We start from the raw sequence: 21,116 nt of genomic DNA on the forward strand, positions 1-21,116 counted from the left end.
AATTTATATAAACAATAAATCGGAGGATAAAAAGATTATGAGGGGTATCTATTCAGATCAAACAAGTTTTTATCTTTCACCCGAAGAACCTGAGATAGGGGATCTTGTTACTGTTAGATTAAGAATACCAAAATATTTAGGTAAGAGTTTAGGAAAAGTTATTTTTATGCCTGAGAAAAACGTCAAAAGGTATCAACATAAATCAATGAAGTTTTATAAAGAAACTGATTATTATTGTTTTTTTGAAAGTACTTTTAATATGCCAGACAGGATTTTAAAATACCATTTTGAAATAAATTTATTGGAAAAGAAAAAAAACATCGTTTATGATGCGATGGGAGTTGTTGAGAACAGCAGGCCAATAATAGATTTTACTTTAATAGCTGGGGTTAAAATCCCAAAGTGGGCACAAGGCTCTGTTTATTACCAGATTTTTGTTGACAGATTTTATAATGCTGATGAAACTAATGATCCTGTAAACAATGAATATCGATATGACGGGCAGGTTGTGGTTAAAAAAGATTGGGAAACACTTCCTCATCCTAAAAATGGACACAGAGAGTTTTATGGGGGAGATTTAAAAGGTGTTTTAGAAAAACTTGATTATTTGGAAGATTTAGGGATAGAAACGATTTATTTAAATCCAATCTTTGTTTCTCCTAGTCCTCATAAATATGATACTCAAGATTATGAACATATAGACCCACATTTTGGAGTTATCATCGAGGATACTGAAGATTTAACAGAAAAATATAAAGTTAGAACAACTTCTGAAATTAATCTAATTAAAAGTGATGAACTATTTCAGAAATTAGTAGAAGAGTGCCATAGAAGGAATATAAAGGTTGTTTTAGACGGTGTGTTTAATCATTGTGGTTCTTTTCATAAATGGATTGATGAGATGAATCTTTATGGAGATGGTGCTTTAAATAATGAATCTTCACCATATAGAAGATATTTTTATTGGAATTCAAAAAAAAAGTATGAAGGTTGGTGGGGGTACAGGACCCTTCCCAAATTGAATTATGGAAATATTAATTTATGGAAATATATAGCTGATATTGGTAAAAAGTGGGTAAGCGAGCCCTTCAATGTAGATGGATGGAGATTGGATGTAGCTGATGATTTAGGAAAATCTTTCGAAATGAATACCTCTTTTTGGAGGTTTTTCTACAAAATAGTGAAAAAGGTAAATCCTGACGCGGTAATATTTGCAGAAATATATAAGTCTCCGCTTCCATGGTTGGAAAGACAATGCTGGGATTCAATAATGAATTATATAACTTGTATGGATCCGATTAGTTACTTTTTAACAGGAATGGAAAAACATAACGACTACTTAAAACCAGAGTTATTAAAAAATTCTAATTACTTAGTCAATACTGTAAGATGGGCTCTGTCGCAATTGCCAATGAACAGCAAATTTATTGCGTTAAATCAATTGAGTAATCATGATCATTCAAGATGGATAACAAGAACAACTCAAAAAGTTGGTAGATTAGGCCTAAGAACACATGAAGAAGCTATTGAGGGAAGAGACTTAGAAGTTTTTAAGATAGGACTTGTAATGATGTTTACAATACCGGGATCGCCTGGCTTGTATTATGGCGACGAAATAGGACTTGCAGGATGGACCGATCCTGATAATAGAAGGCCTTATCCGTGGGGAAAAGAAACTGAAGAAAGCAAAGAAATATTTGATTTTACAAAGGAATTAATTAAAATCTACAAGACTACACCTTGTCTACGAAAAGGTTCGTTCGATTTTATCGACTGGAAAGAAGGATATGTGGCTTATGCTTCTTGGAACGAAGATGAAAATGTTGTAACAATAATAAACAGGGAAGAAAAAGTAATTGAAGCCGAAATTCCTGTTTGGTTGTTAGATAAGAAAGAAGGACAAACAGAAATTCTTTTCTCGACAAAAGAAGTGAATTTAGAAGATGAATATTTTAGTGAAGGTATAAAAAATTTAAAAATCCCAGAAAAGACAGCTATTATTATAAAAGTAAATTAAAGACTTTTTAGAAGTACCATTTTAGAGAAAAAGGTTCTCCACTAATTTTTTCAAACAATTCTTCATATTTATACAATCCAGAAGGTTTGATAACTTCCTCTATCAAAAATCCAATAAATTCTGTAGGTTTTTCAGAGATGTTTTCGACGTTTTGCTTTTCGCAAAATACCTTTCTTAACATTTCACACGTAACATCTCCCATAAAATAGTTATGCATATATATAGGATGCGTAGTATAATGAATTCTGTAACCAAAAGGAGGTTCTTCTTCTAAAGGTTTATCTCCAAATAAATCTTCATAAACCCTAAAATATAAGTTATAAATGTCCTCTAAAGAAAAAATTTCGTTTCTATATAATTCATGATCGAAAAAAATGTTTCCTATAAATTTTAAATAACTCAGTTTTTCGTATTCTTTTATTTTTTCAAACTCTTCTTCTACTTCTTTGTTAAAGAAGTTTATATAAAATAATTTGTCATATATAAAACTTCCAAATAGATTTGCTATACCTTCAGTAATAATGCCGCTTATTCCTTTATTTAGTATTATTTCATTTGGATCTTGTAGGAATGAGTGAATTGCATGTCCACTTTCGTGTAAAAGGGTTTTATATTCGGAATAGCGATTTTTAACGTTTGCCAAAACTCTTGAATCTTCACCAGTTTTTATTCGAAAATTGTATCCCCATTCAGATTTGTTTCTTCTTGGGAAAATATCATAAGTTATATTAAAATTGTCTAGATTAATTCCGAAGTTTAGGAAGAATTCTCTTAAGATATTGTAATAATCTGTCATGTCAACTTTTTTGTTTAAAGAAGGAGCTATTATAGATTTTAAGTATTCCTCATCCCAAGGTTTCAACTCGTTCATATTTAAATATCTTTTGGCAAGCTCGTTCCTTTTATTATTTAGTATATCTATATAGCTTCTTAATTCATCTTTCCACCCTTCAAATATATTTGAGCTTAGCTCATCTCTTTTCAGCATATATTCTACAAAATCCCTTGAACCTTCAGCTTTTGCCAATTCTTTTCTTAGATTTATGAGTTCAATAAATCCGTTATCAATCAAAACTTTATTTATTTGATTTCTCGAAAAATAAGCTTTTTTCTTAGGTTTCTATCTTCATTAGTCAACATTTGATCTATTTCTACTGAAGTTACTTCTTTGCCATCTATCTTAAATCTAAAGGTATTAAGTATCATAGAGAGTTCATTGGTTTTTTGCCTTATTTGGAGGTTTAGCTCGTTTATTTTCTTATTTTTATGAAACGGTTCAAAGATCTTGTATGCTATTTCTATCTTTCGTTTATCAACAGTGTTTAATTCTTTTTCTTTATGCTCACATATGATTTTAAAATTTTCCTCATCTTCTAAGAAAGTAGCTATGTCTTGATAAGCTTGTTCAATTCCTAAATCAAAACCTGTAGTATACTGTGTCCAACCTAACTTACTTGCCTTAATTTCTTTCTTATTTAGTTCTTGAAATAAGTTAACAACTTGATTAATAAACACTAGAAACACCTCTTTTTTAAGTAATTATTAATGTGATAAATTCATAAAATTTCTATACATTTTACTAAAAAATGTTTAAGAACCCCGTCACCACAACAAGTTATAACAACTTACAACAATTTTTCTATTATATAAAAACCCTTGTATCTGCTAGCATTACCCTATATATTCTTTCTATGAATAGGTTTTCTTCGATTTTTTGATTTGATGAAATTTTATAACTACAATGATTATAAAGAAGAAAGTATGGAAATCTACTTTTTTTCATCTAACATAAAAAATAAAGAATTTCCCGTAGTCATAAATACGGAAAATTCTAACCTCCTTTTCTTCTATACTCATGGTAACTAATTATACCATAAGGTATTTCTTAAATACTTAGAAACTTTTGAAAGAAAATTTTCGAAAAAATAGGGTTTTTAATTTAGAAGGGTTTACAGTATAGCTCCCTTAACTCAACCGTCAGAAATCATCTCCAAAGTTGAAAATTCTACGGGAAATTTGATAGGTCTTCTTTCTTTTGCAGATTTATAGATTCCTAAAACAGCTTCAACAGCTTTTTGACCCTCGGTGCCATTTATATAAGGTTCTTTGTTGTCATTGATTGATTCATAAAAGTCTTTATATAGTGGAATATGACCACTACCATAAACAGTATCAGGATCAGGTAAGTTTTGAAAGGGATGTCCTTCTTGGTCAGGAAACCTCCAATATTTGATTTTATTTACAGCTAATCCTCCAATAACTACAGTACCTTTTTCTCCAAAGATTGACAAAGTTTCTTCTAAATTCTTAGGGTAAACATTTGCCGAGCCTTCTATTAAACCGATAGATCCGTTTTTAAATTTGATTATGGCACTTCCAAAATCTTCCGCTTCTATATAAGGATGAGTAAAATTTTTTATCACACCGTATATTTCTTCAATTTCGGAATTCATATTCCATATTAGCAAATCAATATTGTGCGTGCACTGATTCATTAGGGTACCCCCATCATCTTTCCAAGTACCTCTCCATTTTGCCTGCTCGTAATAAGTCTTGTCTCTATTCCATCTTATTGAAGCTTGACCATGGAGAATCTTACCAAAAGCATTTTGTTCAACTTTTTTTCTTAATTCCTGAATTGGAAGGTTAAACCTATTCTGAAAACAGACGGCTAACTTTAAATTATTGCTTTTTGCCTCTCTGATCATTTCTTTAGTATGTTTTGTTGACAGGGCCATAGGTTTTTCTACTAAAACATGCTTGTTATTTATTAAAGCTTCCATACTAATTTCATAATGATTTCCGCTTTCTGTAGCTATGCTTACTGCATCTATATCTTTTCTTTTTAAAAGTTTTTTGTAGTCAATATATATCTCTGGTTTTTTTAAACCTGCATTTTCTATTTTTTTTGCAAATTCTTCTGCTTTTTCTTCGACTAAATCACAAGCAGCAACTGTTTCTATGAAATCAGAATTTTTTATTAAGGCCTCAGAATGTTTTTGCTGAGCTATTCTTCCACAACCTATTACCGCCATTCTTAACATTGCAGCACCTTCCATATATAGACTAAATTTTGTTTTAAATTAAAAAGATTTTTTCAGGATATTTATCTTTTATATGTTTAGTTGCATTTCTTGTATCAAAAATTACAACGGCATTTTCAGCTACAAATTCATAATTTACTTTTTTATGACCCGTAGTAATTATAACAGCATCACTTTCTTTTAATAATTTTTCCGTTAAATCTTCAGTTGTATATAATTTATCTTTATACTTAAATTGTTTAACATACGGATCGTGTATTTTTATGTTGGCCTTTTTTGTCTCTAATATTTCTAGAATTTTTAAAGCAGGGGATTCACGCAAATCATCTATATCATTTTTATAACTAACACCCAACATTAAGATTTTCGCCCCATTTAAGCATTTTTTATTGTTATTTAAAATATCCATTAACCGTTCAACCACATATTCAGGCATATAATCATTGATTTCCCCAGCTAGTTCAATAAGTCTAGTATGATAATCGTATTCTCTTGCTTTGTAAGTTAAATAAAAAGGATCTATTGGAATGCAGTGTCCACCAACGCCAGGTCCAGGGTAGAACGGCATAAATCCAAAAGGTTTTGTTGCAGCTGCATCTATTACCTGCCAAATATTTATATCCATTTTTTTAGCGAGGATTGCCATTTCGTTAACGAAAGCTATATTTACTATCCTGAAAGCATTTTCTAGGATTTTTGACATTTCAGCTTCTTTAGGAGAGGAAACTGTAAAAACTTCTGCATTTAAAACCCTTTCGTATAATGATTTTGCATACATAGTGCATTTTTCTGTAACACCACCAACTACTTTTGGGGTATTTTTTGTTTTGTAGACTAAATTACCTGGGTCCACTCTTTCAGGACTAAAAGCTAAAAAGAAGTCTTTTCCTACTTTGTAACCATTTTGCTCCAATATTGGTAGCATCACCTCTTCTGTGGTACCAGGGTAAGTGGTACTTTCTAAAACTATTAAAGTATCTTTTTTCATTCTTTTAGCAACTTCATTAGTTGAATTAATTACAAAACTCAAGTCAGGTTGCTTGTATTTATTGAGTGGGGTTGGAACACAAATCATTATTGCATCACATTCCCTTATTCTATCATAATCAGTTGTTGCACTTAATTTTCCTTCTCTAACTAAATCTTCAAGTTCTGCAGTGACTACATCTCCTATATAATTTATCCCTTTATTAACTTTATCTACTTTTTCTTTTTGAACGTCGAACCCTAGAACGGTATATCCTGCTTTGGCTTTTTCTACTGCTAGAGGTAATCCAACATAACCTAAACCTATTACTCCAATCTTAGCTGTTTTATTTTGAATTTTTTCTAGTAAAGCCATTGCTTTTTACCCCCTTTGTCCTATTTAATAAGAATTAAAAACTAGCATAAAACTCCTTTATTTTTCTAACAACATATTCTTGTTCGTACCTGGTTAACTCTGGAAACATAGGTAAAGCTAGTGTTGTTCGTGTAGCTTTTTCTGTTATTGGAAAATCACCTTCTTTATATCCAAGATTTTCAAAACATTTTTGAAGATGTAAACCCAACGGATAGTAAATCCCAGTTTCAATTCCATTTTCTTTAAGAAATTTCTTCAATTTGTCACGTTCTTCCTCGTTTTTTACTGAAATTACATATTGATGGTAAACATGAACTCGATTATCAAAATATTTTGGATAGTTTATATATTTATCCAAGCCTTTTTCTTCAAAAAACTTGTTATAATATTGAGCCTTTTTTATTCTTCTTTCAATGTAATAATCTAAGTTTTTTAATTTTATACGTAATATAGCTGCTTGTACCTCATCCAAACGAGAATTGTATCCCACCTCGTCATGGTAATATTTTTTAGAGGCCCCGTGAACCCTTAGTTTTCTAACTCGATCAGCTAACTTTTCATTATTTGTAACAACTAAGCCTCCATCACCATATCCGCCAAGGTTTTTTGTAGGGAAAAAAGAAAATGCATTTAGGTCTCCGACCGTTCCGCTACACTTTTTGTCTCCACTTGAGTAATACCAAACAGATCCTATAGATTGAGCACAATCTTCAATAATAGTTACTTTATAATTATTTTTTATATTTTCTAATCTTTCTAAATCAACTGTCTTACCAAAAAGGTGTACAGGAATTATACCTTTTATACGTTCTTTCTTAGGGTGAGTTTTGAGAACTTTTTCTACTTGATCCAAGTCTATATTAAAAAAGTCTTCTTCTATATCTACAAATATCGGAGTTGCTTGATTTAAAACTATAGAACTAGCGGTTGCAAAAAAGGTATATGGTGTAGTAATAACGTAATCTCCTTTTTTTATATCAAGTGCTTGAACTGAAAGCCTTAGAGCATCTGAACCATTTGCTACGCTTATAGCATTTTTTACTCCAAGATAATTAGATACCTCTTTTTCAAACATTTTGACGTTGCTTCCCATTATTACATTACCGGATGTAAAAACAGCATCTAAATTTTTAAGCACGTCTTTTTTTATTTTTTTGTATTGACGAGTTAAATCAAAAAGAGGAACTTGCATTTTTTCCTCCATTAGTTTTGCTCCCCCTTCCTTAACAAGATATTTCCTTCTTCATCTATTTGAAAAACGTACAATTTTTCTAAATTTCTTTCTAAAGCATTATTTAAAATTTTTTCAGAATGTCTAAAAGAAGCAATTATTAATGCATCATAAGTTATTTCCTTAGCTTTTTCCGGAGGATATATATCTATACCCTTCAACTGATCACCTTGTTTTGAGACAGAGTCATCCAGAAAGCCGACAACATTAACATTTTCGCTTTTTAAAATTTTTAAAACAATACCCCCAACTACGCCAGCACCATACAACAATATGTTCTCAAGTTTATCCTTTTTTAGGGTATGTAGAACTTTTTTAAATGATTCTTTTGTATCAAAATACAATTCTGAAACTTCATCGACAAAACTTACTGTAAGGAATTGCAACCTTTTTATTCCTTGTTCAGTTAGTTCATAACTCATATTCCTTTTATTTTCCCCACATTTTAGTATATAACCCTTCTCCTCAAAATCCTTTAAATATTTATTTACCATGGACGGAACAATGCCAACATTTTTTGAAATTTTATCCTGAGAAATATCATTATCTTCAGAAATTAATTTTAATATCATCATTTCCCTAAAATTTGGAGAGGGATTAAAAAATGTATATTTTTCAATATTTAACATGAATATATCACCCCAAAACTTTAATTCACTCACTAAGTGAATAATTTATTTCATTATAACATTTCTTATATTTAATGTCAAGTTTTTAAATTTCTTTTTAATAAAAACTATAAAAAACCTAGAGAATATTCTCTAGGTTTTTATACGTTATCTGATTTATTTACAAAAAAATTATCCAAAAAGTTTTTTAGCAATTTCTGCAACACGTCTTCCCTGCGTTTTAGCAATCTCAAGTTCAATTATATTGGGAGAGTTATCTTCTGATTTAATTATTGCAGAAGCACCATATGGTGATCCGCCATGAACGCTAGAATTATCACTTAATGAGGGTAAAGTGAAAGGTAGCCCTACAATTATCATCCCATGATGTAACAATGTAGTGTAAAAACTCAAGATAGTTGATTCTTGCCCTCCATGTTGTGTGCTAGTAGTTGTAAAAACACTTCCAATTTTTCCAACCAATTCTCCTCTACTCCATAATCCTCCTGTCGTATCTAAAAACTGTCTCATTTGAGCAGCCATCATTCCAAACCTTGTAGGAGTTCCAAATATTATAGCATCAGCTTGTGTTAAAGAATCTAAAGTGGCAATAGGAAGGTGTTTAAAGGCTTCTTGGGCTTTTTTTGCGCCCGATTTTATTAAGATATCTTCTGGAACAGTTTCTTGAACTCTATAAATATCGACTTCGACACCCTCTATTTCTCTAGCCCCCTGGGCTTCTGCTTCTGCCAATTTGTATGTATGACCGTACATACTGTAAAAAATTATACTTATTCTTGCCATAAAGTAACCTCCTTTAATCGAGATAAATTTTGTCTCTTTTATGATAACATTAATATTTTAAAAATATTTAAAATATATAATAATTAATGAACATACCTTAGTAAACGATTAAGGAGGAAATTTACAATGAAAGCACTTTATCTTAAAAGTGATAATTGTCCGGTCTGTAAGGACTTTTTACCTAAGTTTATTCTCATTTGCGATGAGTACAATATACCTCATGAGATTGTAGATGTATCTAACAGTCAAAAAGAGTCTGGTCAAATGCTGGTTTTTTCTGTTCCAACCATTATTTTCTTAAATAAAGAAAATCAGGAATTAATAAGGTTTTCAAGTTATTTTGGAGGATATGAGATTAGAAACTTTTTAGATAGATACTATTCAACTGACTAAGAATTATTCAGAAAAGTTTAAAAGTATTGCTAAAAAAAGCTGCTTAAAGCAGCTTTTATTTTGGTTGATTCATAAATTTTGCGACATATTTTGATCATTCATCGTAGTTGGTTTCCGTGTTGGTAAATCCACTGATATCGTACTTAACTACACGTCCACTTTATTTATATTATCCTTTTAATCCGGTAAAAGTGATTCCTTTGATGAAGTATTTTTGGGTGAATAAAAATACTATTATTAATGGTAGAATGACTATGACTGAACCAGCCATTTGCATCGCGATGTTTTCCGTATATTGACCTCCAAGAACAGAAACAGCTACCGGTAAAGTGTACATACTTTCATCTGTTGCTATAATTAAGGGCCATAGAAAATTGTTCCAAGAACCTGTAAAAGTGAATATAGTTATAGCTGCCATAGCTGGTTTAGACAAGGGAATAATAACTTTGAAAAATATCCACCCTTCATTAGCCCCATCCATTTTCGCGGCTTCTATTAACTCATCTGGTATTCCACTAATAAATTGCCTCATGAAAAATATATTAAATGCATTTGCTATTGCTGGTAAGATTAAGCCCCAATAAGTATTCAGTAAACTTAGTTTAGTTAACAATAAGAAAACAGGAATCATAGTGATTTGCCCAGGAACCATAACTGTTCCCAGAACTAAAAGAAATAAAGTATTTTTATTTTTAAAGTTAAATTTTGCAAATCCGTAACCAGCCATAGTTGCTAATAAGACTGATAAAAAGGTTGTGGAAAGAGAAACTACTACAGAATTTAAGAACGGTCTACCAAAATTCATTTGTTGAAATAGATCTTTATAATTTTTTAAAGTTGGATTTTTGGGAATCCACCTAGGTGGAAAGATAAAAATTTCACCTGGTCCTTTGAAAGAGGTTGAAAGCATCCATGCAAAGGGGATCACCGAAATTAATAACCAAATTATTAATATTAAATGTACAACAATTTGTTCAATAGGTGATACTTTTACTTTTCGCATAAATAAGCACGCTCCTATCTAGTTGAATTGCATTTATGCTTCAATATTTTTGCCAACTTTCATTTGGATAAAAGTTAAAGCAAATATCATTATGAATAGCACGAAAGCTATAGAAGAAGCATATCCCAATTTAAAAAATCTAAACCCTTGTCTATAAAGATACAAAACTATTGATAAAGTAGAATCTAAAGGTCCTCCACCCGTTAACATATAAGGTTCTTCAAATAATTGAAGATAACCTATAATAGTCATAACAGTTACAAAAAATATTGTTGGTCGTAGTGAAGGAATAGTTACATGTAAAAACTGTTGGAATCTTGAAGCTCCATCTAATTCAGCTGCTTCATATAAATAATCTGGAATGTTTTGCAAACCTGCTATAAAAAGAATTATATTGTATCCAACTGCTTTCCACACTACAAGCATTATCACGGAAGGCATAGCCCATGCAGGATCACCTAGCCAATTTGGTCCTTTAATCCCTAATAATCCTAGAAACCAATTAATTAAACCGTAATCTGGATTCAGCATCCAAGACCATACAATAGCGATTGCGACGGTGTTTGTAATAGAAGGTAGATAAAAACTAACTTTGAAGAAGTTCTTAAAATAAGTAGCTTCCCTGTTAATAAGAGCTGCAAAACTTAAAGCTAAAATTATTGTCAAAGGCATCGCAACTACTAATGCATATAAAGTATTAAGTAATGCCCTCCAAAAAAGAGGATCTTTCATTAAATTAATATAATTCTGAAAACCTATAAAACTGGCGTTACTCCAATTGTATATAGCAAATACATTAAAATCAGTAAAGCTGAGAGTAAGAGAAACTATTATTGGTATTAACATAAAAATAAGCAGTAAAATTATTGAAGGACCTATAAAAGTAATTATTGCTTTTAACGGAGTTTTCAATTTGATCTCTCCTTGCTCGTTTAATTTCCAAAAAACCCCTCTCCGCTTTTGAAAAGAGGGGTTTAGATTATATATTACCTAAGTATCTTTTCGATATCTTTTTTCAGATCTTTAGCTGCTCCTTCGGGAGTTTTTCTACCATATATAGCTTCTTCAACTCGTCTATCTATAGAGACAGAAATTTCTTGAAATTCTGGTCTATTTATCGGTGCCTTGGCATCGAACAATTGTTCACCAAAAAGTGCAATCATTGGATCAGCTTGTAATATTGGGTTATTCCATGCTTCTATAGAAGCTGGAAGTGAATTTACTAATTGATACCACTTTACCTGTATATCCGGTCTTGAAAGAAATTCGATGAATTTCCAGGCTCCTTCTTTATTTTTTGAATCTTTGAATATTACCAGGTCGCTTCCTCCCATAAAAGAAGTTCTAGTTTTCTTTTTTGGCATCAAAGCAACATTCCATTTGCCCTCTATTTGAGGAATTTGTTCTCTGATCATACTTACCATCCAGGGACCAGAAAAAAACATAGGTGTATCTCCTGTAGCAAAATCTTGAAACAGATTTCCTCCTCCACCAAGAGGAGCAAGTTTTTCGGTAAAAAATCTTGTGTAGTATTCAAACGCTTCAACGAACTCTGGTTGATCTACGATCACATTTCCTTTACTATCTAGTATATCTCCACCATTTTGCCAAACAAATGGTAATAGAATTTGGTAATTGTCTTGAGGCTGATATAAGGTTATACCATATTTACCTTTTTGAGCCAATTTTTTAGCAACATCATACAATTCATCCCAATCTTGTGGGGCATGATCGCATCCAACTTCTGATAATAAATCAGTCCTGTAATATAGTACTCTAGTATCAACATACCAAGGAATGCCAAGGAGCTTTCCATCAACCTTTCCAGTTTCCCATGAACCTCTAAAGAAAGCTTCCTCTTTTACAATTTTTGAGTTTTTAACATACGGATCAAGGTTTTCAAATGCTCCCATACTACCAAATGGAGCCATCCATGTAGTTCCCATCTGTGCTACATCAGGGACCTGTCTTCCAGCAATTCCAGTCAAAATTTTATCATATGCATTTGCCCAGGGAATAGCTTGTATATTAACTTCATACTCAGGATATTCTTCCATGAATAGTTGCGCTAACTTATCTAGACTTTTCGCTTCTTCACCCATTGCCCAAATAGTTATTTTTGTTGTTCCAAAACCTAAGGCAACAATTAACACTAAAATACTAAAAATAGTGAATCTTTTTTTCATGCCATTCCACCTCCTAATAGTATTCTATTTAACTCACTTTAGGAATTCTTAAACTTGTGTTTTATCCAGACGAACTAGCCCTCCTCATTGGAAATAATGGAGGCGTATATTGAGTTTTCTCAAAAATGATTTATTTTTCTTCTTACTACTTTAATTCTATCATTCCCCAATTTTGTGGATTAGCCCAAATATCGGGTAGTGGGTTCCATGAAATGATATTTTCTCTAACGTATGCTCCAAGAGAAGCATCTTTTTTGTTCGAATTATGTATGGTATGGCTAAAACCCAGTTTGAGATTTGGTTGGGGATTTGTTATTCCTAGATATTCAAAAGGATTCTTCAATTCTATTATGTATCCATAATCAGTTCTACTTGAAGCAACTTCGACGTTTGGTGCAGTTTTAGATATAGGTCCAGGATTAGAATCTTCATGTCTTACAGCCTGTACTTTTCCTTCTGTATCAAAGGGAAGAATAGCTATTTTAAATAATCCGGCATTAGAACCTGCTATGCTGGGATTTATGTAGAACTCAACAGAGTCTGTTCTGTAGTATCCGCCTACATCATCTGGAGAAATATTTATTACAACATACTCATCATACACCTCTGCAGCAATATACAAGTTTTCGTCATCCCACGCAACTGAAAAATAACTATGTAATATTTGGGTTCTTTTATCAACAGGCTTAATACCACCAGCAGGTACATTCATGTCTTCTGTTACTGCATATCTAGGAATATTTTCCCATTCGGTTAATTTGCCATCGATCTTTACGTTAGAAATTCTTGGAGCTTCTGCTAATTTTTCCTCTGCGCTTGTAAGAAGTCTCTTATACTCTTCAACGTACCAAGGGGTAACAGCGTAATCTGATAATTTGTCAATGAATCCTATTTCATCCAACGCTTTTGGTACATTTTCATTACTCATAAACAGGTTCCATATCAAACCGGACCTATAATTTTCAATCATCAAAATTATATCTCCTTGATCTATTCCAATGTATTGATTAGAGAACCATACTTCATCAATATTAAAGGCACTATAAAAACCGTATTCTCCCCATACTAAAGCTCCGTACTTTGACAACATTCCTCTAATAGCATTGACAGAGAGATCGAAGGTAAAAGGTATTGACGATATAGAAGCGTATGGAGCAACTGTTCCATCATGGTTTCCTTCAGATGCACCGTAGGCTTTGTATCCTGCAGGGCCATCAGAGGCGCTTAAACCCCATATATCCATATCGTAGGTTCGATATTTAAACCTATTTTGAACAGCAAATAACCAATTATATCTAGTTGCTGCTTCCGCATTATTAAAGTAGTTAGCGTATTTATCCTCTTTGTTTCTGAAATCTACCCAAATATTAGGATATTGATAGACAAACAAAGTTTCTTGGGGTAGATATATGTAAGTATCATTTTTAACTGGCCTGAATATTTTGTCCCACGATGCAGCAGGTATTGGGAAAGTTGGAGAACCGATTGCTAAAACATATGCAAGCAATCCTTCGTTAAATGAATCCCATCTTGCTCCCAAGAAACCCGCTTCGGGCTTCCAACCCATTGATAAAGTTTCTTCTCCATCTAACATCCACTGCCAATTTACATTTTCGTATAATTTGTTTGCAAGAGTTTCAACTTCTGTACCTTTGAAGTAGGCTCCTGATGTTAGGGCTCCAGCAACAAGTATTGCAGTATCTATTGAAGAGATCTCACTATTCAAAGCTCTTTTACCACTATTCATGTCTACAAAATGGTAGAAGAAACCATTTAATCCCTCTACCTTTCCTTCAACAAAAGTTTTTAACGTTGTTAATGCTCTTTCATAACCTTGTTCATAAGAAATCCAACCTCTTTCTATTCCAACTGGTATAGCAGAAAGTCCCATTCCTACTGCTGCGATACTTGATGGTGAATCTTTTGTGCTTCTATCTTTTATCAAACCGTTTTGAGAGTTTGCTTCATTCCAAAAATACAAAAAAGCCCTTTTTTGTATTTCTTCTAGTAGTGGTTCATCTTCTAGAGTTAGTAAATTTTCTATTTCTTCTTTAATGGAAGCAGGAACAGCAGCTAAAAGCTCATCAATTGTTAGTTTTGTTAATTTTTCCACGTATATTCCATCAGCATAAAAAGGCTCAGTCAAAGGAACTTTTACATTGTTTTCATCGAAGCCAGCAAAAGCTAAATAGATCATGTATTTGTTTTCTTCTTTTAAATTACTCATATCTCCTGCAATATTATAAGAAACTTTGTTCCATCCGTTACTGACAGGTGTTTCAGAAAAAACCCCACCTACCCATTCCCAACCAGAGGTAATATCGGCCAAACCTAAAAAGAACATCGAAGGTTTTATTTTATTTTCTTTTGGTATATAAACATTAATGGTAACTTTGTTTCTTCCAGACCATAAGGATACTTTTTCTCCAGAAAGTTCTATGGCTATTTTTGTTTCTATTGCTTCTCCATTGGGGATGACTTTCATAGCATATAAGCCTTGCGCAGCTAAATCTTTGGCCAATTCAAACTTTGCTCCTGTATTATCGTTTCCAAAAGTATTTATTTCTTCTTGTGTGTCCATAGACCAAATATACACTCTTTCAACCTCGGGTTCCTTAGAATCAAGAGCAATTAAGTTATCTACGTAGAAAGGATCTTTCATTGGAATGTTTGTTACTCCTTGAGTGTGAATAAAGGAAAAATATAGCATATATTTTCCTTCTGGATTTATGTCTCGCATTTTTTCGGATAATCTATATTCGATAACATTCCATCCATCTTTTGGTTCTGTTTCAGAGAATATTCCATCAACCCATTCCCAACCTTGACTAATATCAGCCATACCTAAGAAAAATCTGTTTGGTTTTAAAGATGAATCAGGATTAGTGTAAATAGCTAATTTTAGTATGTCATGTCCTTTCCACCTGTTTAATGTTTCTCCAGATAATTCAAATGCCATCTTTGTCTCAGCTGAATTTCCTGAAGGGATAACTATTGTAGACAATTTTCCTTCATAGACAAACCTGCTGCTTAGTTCAAAAGATGTACCAGTATTATCATCGTTTAAACCGATGGTTGATTCAAAGTCATGTATTATAACCTGTGGGAAAACAGCTAAACTGAAAAGTAACAACATAGTTACTAATAAAAACCTTTCCTTGTTCATACATACAGACCTCCTTTATTGATTTTTAATAAACCTATTTTTTAAAAATAAACCTCTACATTTAAAACTTCTTCTTTGAAATCTTGTGGATTTAAAATGTCACTTTCTAACTTTTTACCATTTACTAAAATCTGTTTTTGATTTGATTTTTTATAGGTAATGTTTAAAATTTTTCCTCTGAAAAATCTCTTAACCATAACTTCATCCCATTCTTTCGGTAGCATTGGATCTATACTCAAACCCTTCCAGTTTGCTTTTATACCTAAAATTCCTTCGATTCCCACAATGGTATACCATGCAGCAGAACCTGTGTACCAAGTCCAACCACCTCTTCCAAAGTAAGGAGAGTCAGGGCCATCTACATTGCCGGGAGTTACATAAGGTTCTACAAGATATTTTTCAGGATCCATGCCTCTATAGACTGGCATGAAGCTCTTATATATGTTGTAGGTATCTGGATCTTTCATTTTTGCTGCGGCTAAAATTGCCCAAGTCCCGGCGTGAGTATATAATCCCCCATTTTCTCTTACACCTGGTGCGTATCTTGTTAAGTATCCTATTTCTGGATCGGGGGTTTTATACGCAGGTTGGAATAAAAGGGGACCATAATCTTTAAACAAAAATTTTTTGATAGATTGATATGCAATGTTTTTTCGCTCTTTATTTGCAGTATCGTTTATAATTGCCCAGGTCTGTGCATTTAAAAATATTTTCCCTTCCTCACAATTTTTGCTTCCCAATGGTTCACCATTATCTTTATAGGCTCTTATGTACCATTCTCCATCCCAAGCATATTTATTGATATTTTCTTTTAGTTTTTCAGCCTGTTTCAAAAATCTTGCCTCATTTTTTGGATCCCCCATTTTTTGGCATACGTATGAAAACTCTTGAAGTATTCCATAAAGGAAATGTCCTAGCCAGATACTTTCTCCTTTTCCTTCAGTTCCCACAGCATTCATTCCATCGTTCCAATCACCATCACCTATTAAAGGCAAGCCCCGATCACTTAATCTCTCTAGATTATAATTTATAGCTTTAACACAGTGTTCGTATATCGTTGCCTCTCCACCATCTAAAAAGCTAACAATTTCTTCGAGAAATTCAAAATCATTTGTTTCTTTTAAATATCTAACAGTTACAAAAACAAGCCACAATCTGTTGTCAGATATATTATTTTTAAGACCGATTTCAGAAATAGGATGCCACCAATGCAGAACACTTCCATCACTATATTGATGTGCAGCATGAAGTTTTATTTGATTTTTAGTTTTTTCAGGATCTATATATAAGAATATTTGGCTGTCTTGCAACTGATCTCTAAAACCATATGCTCCCCCAGTTTGATAATAAGCAGTTCTACCCCATAATCTTCCAGAAATTGCTTGATACTTAAGCCATCTATTGATCAAAAAGTTGAAACCTTTATCAGGCGTTTCAACGGTCAATTTAGAAAACATTTCATCCCACATTTTTTTAACTTTTTCTAATTCATTGCTTACGTTTTTTTCATTTTGATATTTTTTAATTAGAGAAGTTAAATTTTCCTTTTCATCTGTTTTTTTAACTGCTCCCAGTAAAAATATTAAAGTTTTTTCCTCTCCTGGTTCTAGAGAAATCTCATTTTTTAAGCTCGCTATAGAATCTTCCCATTTTCCAAAGGTGTTAGATAATTTACCAGTTGAAACAGCTTGAGGATTAAATAGTGAATTGTATCTACCTAAAAAACTTTCTTTTGATCCTTCTGCTCCACTTACCTTTTCATTAACAGCATGAAAAGCTGTATATTCCCAACTTCTATTCCAATTTTGTCCTTTTTCATTAGGTATTTCCCACATTCTTTTTTCAGCAATAATGCAATTTAAATCACTTAAGAAGGAGGTTTCGATAAAGGTTTTGTGGAATTCTCGGTGCCAGTCAGGTGCCACACCGAGATTCCACTCTATATATGTAAAAGTAGATAATTTTCTTCTTTTTTTTGAATCATTTCTTACATTTAATAGCCATATCTCGATTGGCTCATCTTTTGCAACAAACATTGTAAGTTCCGTTTCAATGTCGAAATATCTTGTTTCAAATATTGTATAGCCTTGTCCATGTCTTACTTTAAAATTTTGTGGCTTTTTACACATGGGTTTCCAACTTGGAGACCAAATTTCTCCGCTTTCTTCATCTCTGATGTAAATATATTTTCCCCATTCATCTTTGATTAAATCTTGTTCCCATCGAGTAATTCTATTTAGACTAGCGTGTGTTCTCCAACTATAACCAGAGCCTGCTTGAGATATTACAAAACCATAATCACCATTTGAAATTACATTGATCCAAGGTTTTGGAGTTTGAGGTGTTGTTATTATGTACTCCTTACCGTCAGAAGTGAAAAAACCATACTCTGTTTCAAACACTTTTAGAACCTCCTATTCTTTTATTAGAAATAACTTAAGCGGTTAAGTTTCAAAACAAAAAATAATATACCTACTTCAACGATTTACAAGAGCTTCTTTTAATTAGTTTAGTTTTTAACAAAAAGTTCTTTCGTTCAATATTTTCTCCGTTTATTAAACGTAGCAAAATTTCTGTAGCTTTTTTTCCCATTTCGTAAATCGGTTGCATCACAGTTGTCAAAGGAGGATCTATTATTGAACTTGCTTCTATATTATCAAAACCTACAATGGATACATCTTCTGGGACTTTTAATCCTTTTTCTTTCAAAGCTCTTACTGCTCCAATAGCCATTTGGTCGTTTGAGGAAAAAATGGCCGTAAATTCTTCTCTTTTTTCAAGCAATCTTTTTGTTGCTTTGTAACCACCTTCCCTCGTAAAATCGCCTTTTTCAATGAGTAAGGGATTAAATTCAATCGAGTTTGCTGTTAAAGCTTTTAAAAATCCCATGAATCTAGCTTTTGAGTCCCAGGCTGCTTCATGACCCTCTAAAAAAGCTATTTTTTCATGTCCTAATGAAATGAGGTATTCGGTTGCTTCGAAAGCACCAGTTTCATTATCAACTACTACAGTATATATATCTTCGTCTTTGGTAGGATAATCAATGAACACGAAGGGAATACCCTCGTTTTTTAGAAAATCAACAAAATTATCTTTAATATAATAAGCCATGATGATAAGTCCGTCTACCATACTACTGTTTATCAATCCTATAACGCGTCGTTCTTTTTCTTCTTCGCCATGAGTTGTATATAGATTTAATAGGTAATTATGCTTATTAGAAGTTTTTTCAACGCCTCTAATAATATTGGCATAGAACATATCAGAAACGTCTGGTATAACAAGACCTATAAAATGAGTTTTTTCACCTGCTAAGCCCCGTGCAGCAGAGTTTGGAACATAATTGCAATCTTCTATTATTTTTTTAATCTTTAGGCGAAGTTCTTCACTGACCCCAGGTTTGTCATTTAAGACATATGAAACAGTTGCTTTGGATACACCAGCTAATTTTGCAATATCTTCGATAGTTAATTTTGTATTCTTAGGTTTTTTTTGCGGCACTTGGAGTCCTCCAATTTCAAAAATATTATTTTTTCTTAACCGCTTCACTTTAATTATAATCATAATTATATAAAAATAAAAGTTTGATTAGAACCAATTAGAAGTAAATAAAGACAAATAAAATTGATTATCTACAAAAAGCTGACATGATCTAATTAATAAAATATGAAGAAAAAGTGTGATAAAATTTTATTGTTCATAGCTAAAGTGATATAGACACTTTAGAAATAGAAAAAATTTTAAAAATAAGATTTTGAATTTAAGCAGGTTCTGGGTAGTAGCCCCTTTCTTCTCCATCTTGTTAAAAATTAAATATAGATTGCATTGATAGAATTTAAATTTGACCCAGTTTCAAGGTGAAGAAACATTGTTCGATGAAAAGAATAAATTCTATAATAATTAATAAAAATGATTCTTGTAATTTCAAGATGCCTATGAAGCTATAATAAAAGGAGAGTATTTCAAAATGATATTTAAAAATGAGATAGTAAAAAAAGTTAGTGAGTTGATAGTTGAGAAGAATTGTATAATTAACGAGGAAGTAAAGGTTTTTTTAGATGAATATAGAGGCCCTTTTTCTAAAGTATTGAAAGAAAATTACAAAATCGCCCATGATGAAGGGCTGCCACTTTGCCAAGATACAGGTTTAGTAGAATTTTTTGTTTTTATTGGTAATGAAGTAAAACTTGAGGAACCGATAAAAGATACGTTGAATGAAATCGTAGAGACAGTTTACATCCATAATCCTTTTAGATACTCTATTGTAGCTGATCCGCTTTTTGAAAGAAAAAACACACAAAACAACACTCCAGCCGTTGTTCATGTCTTTGAAACCCCTGGAAATAAATTGGAAATAAGGTTTTTGATCAAAGGAGGAGGTAGCGAGAATCTTTCAAGGTTATATATGATGAGACCTTCTTCAAATATTGAAAATTTCAAGAGAGCTGTTATAGAACACATAAAAGAAAATGGAGCTAAAGGTTGTCCGCCTTTGCATGTAGGTATCGGCGTTGGAGGAACTTCTGATATGGCCATGGTTTTATCAAAATTAGCTCTGACTAAAGACTTTAAAGAAAGAAATTCCGATCCAAAATATGCTAACTTAGAAACAGAATTAGTGAGAGAATTAAATGAATTAAAAATAGGATTTCAAGGACTAGGTAAAGGCGTTTCTGTATTTTCTGTTCATATAGAGGTTTCACCCACACATATAGCAACCCTCCCTCTTGGTATTGCTGCCGATTGTTATCTTTGCAGAAAAGGTGTGATTGAATTTGAAGATCGATGAGATAAGGAAATTTAAAGTTGGGGAAACTATAAAATACTACGGAGAATTAATAGTAATGCGTGATGCAGCACAAAGAAGATTAAGAGAATTGATTGCGGGTAGTAAAGAACTACCCATATATTTGGGAGGGAAGATAGTCTTTTATGCTGGACCAGCAAAGCCACCAAAGAATTCGAAAATAGGTGCCATAGGTCCTACAACAAGTGAAAGAATGGATGAATTTCTTGAAATGTTATATTATCTTGGGGTAATTGCTACAATTGGAAAAGGGAAAAGATCTGATCTTGCAGTAGAACTTTGTAAAAAATATCAAAGAGTTTATTTTATAGCACCAAGTGGGGCTGCAGCCTATCTTTCAAAGTGTGTAATAAATGCAGAAGTAATAGCTTTTTTTGAATTGGGTCCAGAGGCAATTTATAGAATTGAAGTTAGAGACTTCCCGCTGATGGTTGCAATAGATAGTTTAGGAAATCAAATATTTTAAATATATAGAAATTCTAATATAAAAAATAAAAAGCTTCGGTAATAGTATA

The 21,116-nt window shown here is 32.3% G+C and carries 17 protein-coding genes; 4 read left to right on the top strand and 13 right to left on the bottom strand.

All coding sequences use genetic code 11. From position 1 onward, the window contains the following. Positions 1 to 37: 37 nt before the first annotated feature. A complete protein-coding gene (locus PKN74_RS02965) occupies positions 38 to 2,017 on the top strand; it encodes a glycoside hydrolase family 13 protein (RefSeq protein WP_472308446.1) in 1,980 nt (659 codons plus the stop codon). Positions 2,018 to 2,024: 7 nt separating this feature from the next. On the opposite strand, the gene PKN74_RS02970 is transcribed toward PKN74_RS02965, so the two are convergent. From PKN74_RS02970 to wrbA, 7 genes are all read right to left on the bottom strand, one after another. Continuing rightward, positions 2,025 to 3,089, bottom strand: coding sequence for a gluzincin family metallopeptidase (locus tag PKN74_RS02970; RefSeq protein WP_472308448.1), 1,065 nt, complete (start codon positions 3,087 to 3,089; stop codon positions 2,025 to 2,027). Between the two features lie 8 nt (positions 3,090 to 3,097). Beyond that, positions 3,098 to 3,532: a hypothetical protein gene (locus tag PKN74_RS02975; protein ID WP_472308450.1), complete on the bottom strand. Its 435-nt coding sequence runs from the start codon at positions 3,530 to 3,532 to the stop codon at positions 3,098 to 3,100. A gap of 455 nt (positions 3,533 to 3,987) precedes the next feature. Then, the gene (locus PKN74_RS02980) at positions 3,988 to 5,061 is read right to left on the bottom strand and encodes a Gfo/Idh/MocA family protein (protein WP_472308452.1); all 1,074 of its coding nucleotides are present in this window, start codon (positions 5,059 to 5,061) and stop codon (positions 3,988 to 3,990) included. Positions 5,062 to 5,095: 34 nt separating this feature from the next. Then, a complete protein-coding gene (locus PKN74_RS02985; protein WP_472308454.1) occupies positions 5,096 to 6,403 on the bottom strand; it encodes a nucleotide sugar dehydrogenase in 1,308 nt (435 codons plus the stop codon). Positions 6,404 to 6,437: 34 nt separating this feature from the next. After that, complete coding sequence (locus PKN74_RS02990) at positions 6,438 to 7,607, bottom strand: DegT/DnrJ/EryC1/StrS family aminotransferase (RefSeq protein ID WP_472308456.1); 1,170 nt, start codon at positions 7,605 to 7,607, stop codon at positions 6,438 to 6,440. Then, positions 7,607 to 8,263, bottom strand: coding sequence for a winged helix-turn-helix transcriptional regulator (locus PKN74_RS02995; RefSeq protein ID WP_472308458.1), 657 nt, complete (start codon positions 8,261 to 8,263; stop codon positions 7,607 to 7,609). Before PKN74_RS02995 ends, PKN74_RS02990 begins: the two co-directional genes overlap by 1 nt. Positions 8,264 to 8,434: 171 nt before the next feature. Next, entirely contained in the window at positions 8,435 to 9,046 is a 612-nt protein-coding gene (wrbA, locus tag PKN74_RS03000; RefSeq protein WP_472308460.1) for an NAD(P)H:quinone oxidoreductase, read from the bottom strand. Between the two features lie 126 nt (positions 9,047 to 9,172). Here wrbA and PKN74_RS03005 point away from each other — a divergent pair, with 126 nt between their 5' ends. Beyond that, entirely contained in the window at positions 9,173 to 9,439 is a 267-nt protein-coding gene (locus tag PKN74_RS03005) for a YbbN family protein (protein WP_472308462.1), read from the top strand. A gap of 169 nt (positions 9,440 to 9,608) precedes the next feature. On the opposite strand, the gene PKN74_RS03010 is transcribed toward PKN74_RS03005, so the two are convergent. The 6 genes from PKN74_RS03010 to PKN74_RS03035 form a co-directional block, all read right to left on the bottom strand. Continuing rightward, complete coding sequence (locus PKN74_RS03010) at positions 9,609 to 10,442, bottom strand: carbohydrate ABC transporter permease (RefSeq protein WP_472308464.1); 834 nt, start codon at positions 10,440 to 10,442, stop codon at positions 9,609 to 9,611. A gap of 33 nt (positions 10,443 to 10,475) precedes the next feature. After that, positions 10,476 to 11,354 (bottom strand): carbohydrate ABC transporter permease, encoded by an 879-nt coding sequence (locus PKN74_RS03015; RefSeq protein WP_472308466.1) that lies wholly within the window; start codon positions 11,352 to 11,354, stop codon positions 10,476 to 10,478. 74 nt (positions 11,355 to 11,428) lie between these two features. Then, the gene (locus PKN74_RS03020; protein ID WP_472308468.1) at positions 11,429 to 12,628 is read right to left on the bottom strand and encodes a sugar ABC transporter substrate-binding protein; all 1,200 of its coding nucleotides are present in this window, start codon (positions 12,626 to 12,628) and stop codon (positions 11,429 to 11,431) included. Positions 12,629 to 12,773: 145 nt separating this feature from the next. Continuing rightward, positions 12,774 to 15,794, bottom strand: coding sequence for a glucoamylase family protein (locus PKN74_RS03025; protein WP_472308470.1), 3,021 nt, complete (start codon positions 15,792 to 15,794; stop codon positions 12,774 to 12,776). A gap of 41 nt (positions 15,795 to 15,835) precedes the next feature. Next, positions 15,836 to 18,196: a glycoside hydrolase family 94 protein gene (locus PKN74_RS03030; RefSeq protein WP_472308472.1), complete on the bottom strand. Its 2,361-nt coding sequence runs from the start codon at positions 18,194 to 18,196 to the stop codon at positions 15,836 to 15,838. A gap of 70 nt (positions 18,197 to 18,266) precedes the next feature. Further along, positions 18,267 to 19,295, bottom strand: a complete 1,029-nt coding sequence (locus tag PKN74_RS03035; protein ID WP_472308474.1) for a LacI family DNA-binding transcriptional regulator — start codon at positions 19,293 to 19,295, stop codon at positions 18,267 to 18,269. A gap of 466 nt (positions 19,296 to 19,761) precedes the next feature. Here PKN74_RS03035 and PKN74_RS03040 point away from each other — a divergent pair, with 466 nt between their 5' ends. Continuing rightward, positions 19,762 to 20,583 (top strand): fumarate hydratase, encoded by an 822-nt coding sequence (locus tag PKN74_RS03040; RefSeq protein ID WP_472308476.1) that lies wholly within the window; start codon positions 19,762 to 19,764, stop codon positions 20,581 to 20,583. Continuing rightward, entirely contained in the window at positions 20,570 to 21,067 is a 498-nt protein-coding gene (locus PKN74_RS03045; RefSeq protein WP_472308478.1) for a FumA C-terminus/TtdB family hydratase beta subunit, read from the top strand. The genes PKN74_RS03040 and PKN74_RS03045 overlap by 14 nt, the downstream gene beginning before the upstream one ends. The last annotated feature ends 49 nt before the right edge of the window (positions 21,068 to 21,116 follow it).

Source organism: Defluviitoga sp. (assembly GCF_035349255.1).
Classification (GTDB): domain Bacteria; phylum Thermotogota; class Thermotogae; order Petrotogales; family Petrotogaceae; genus Defluviitoga.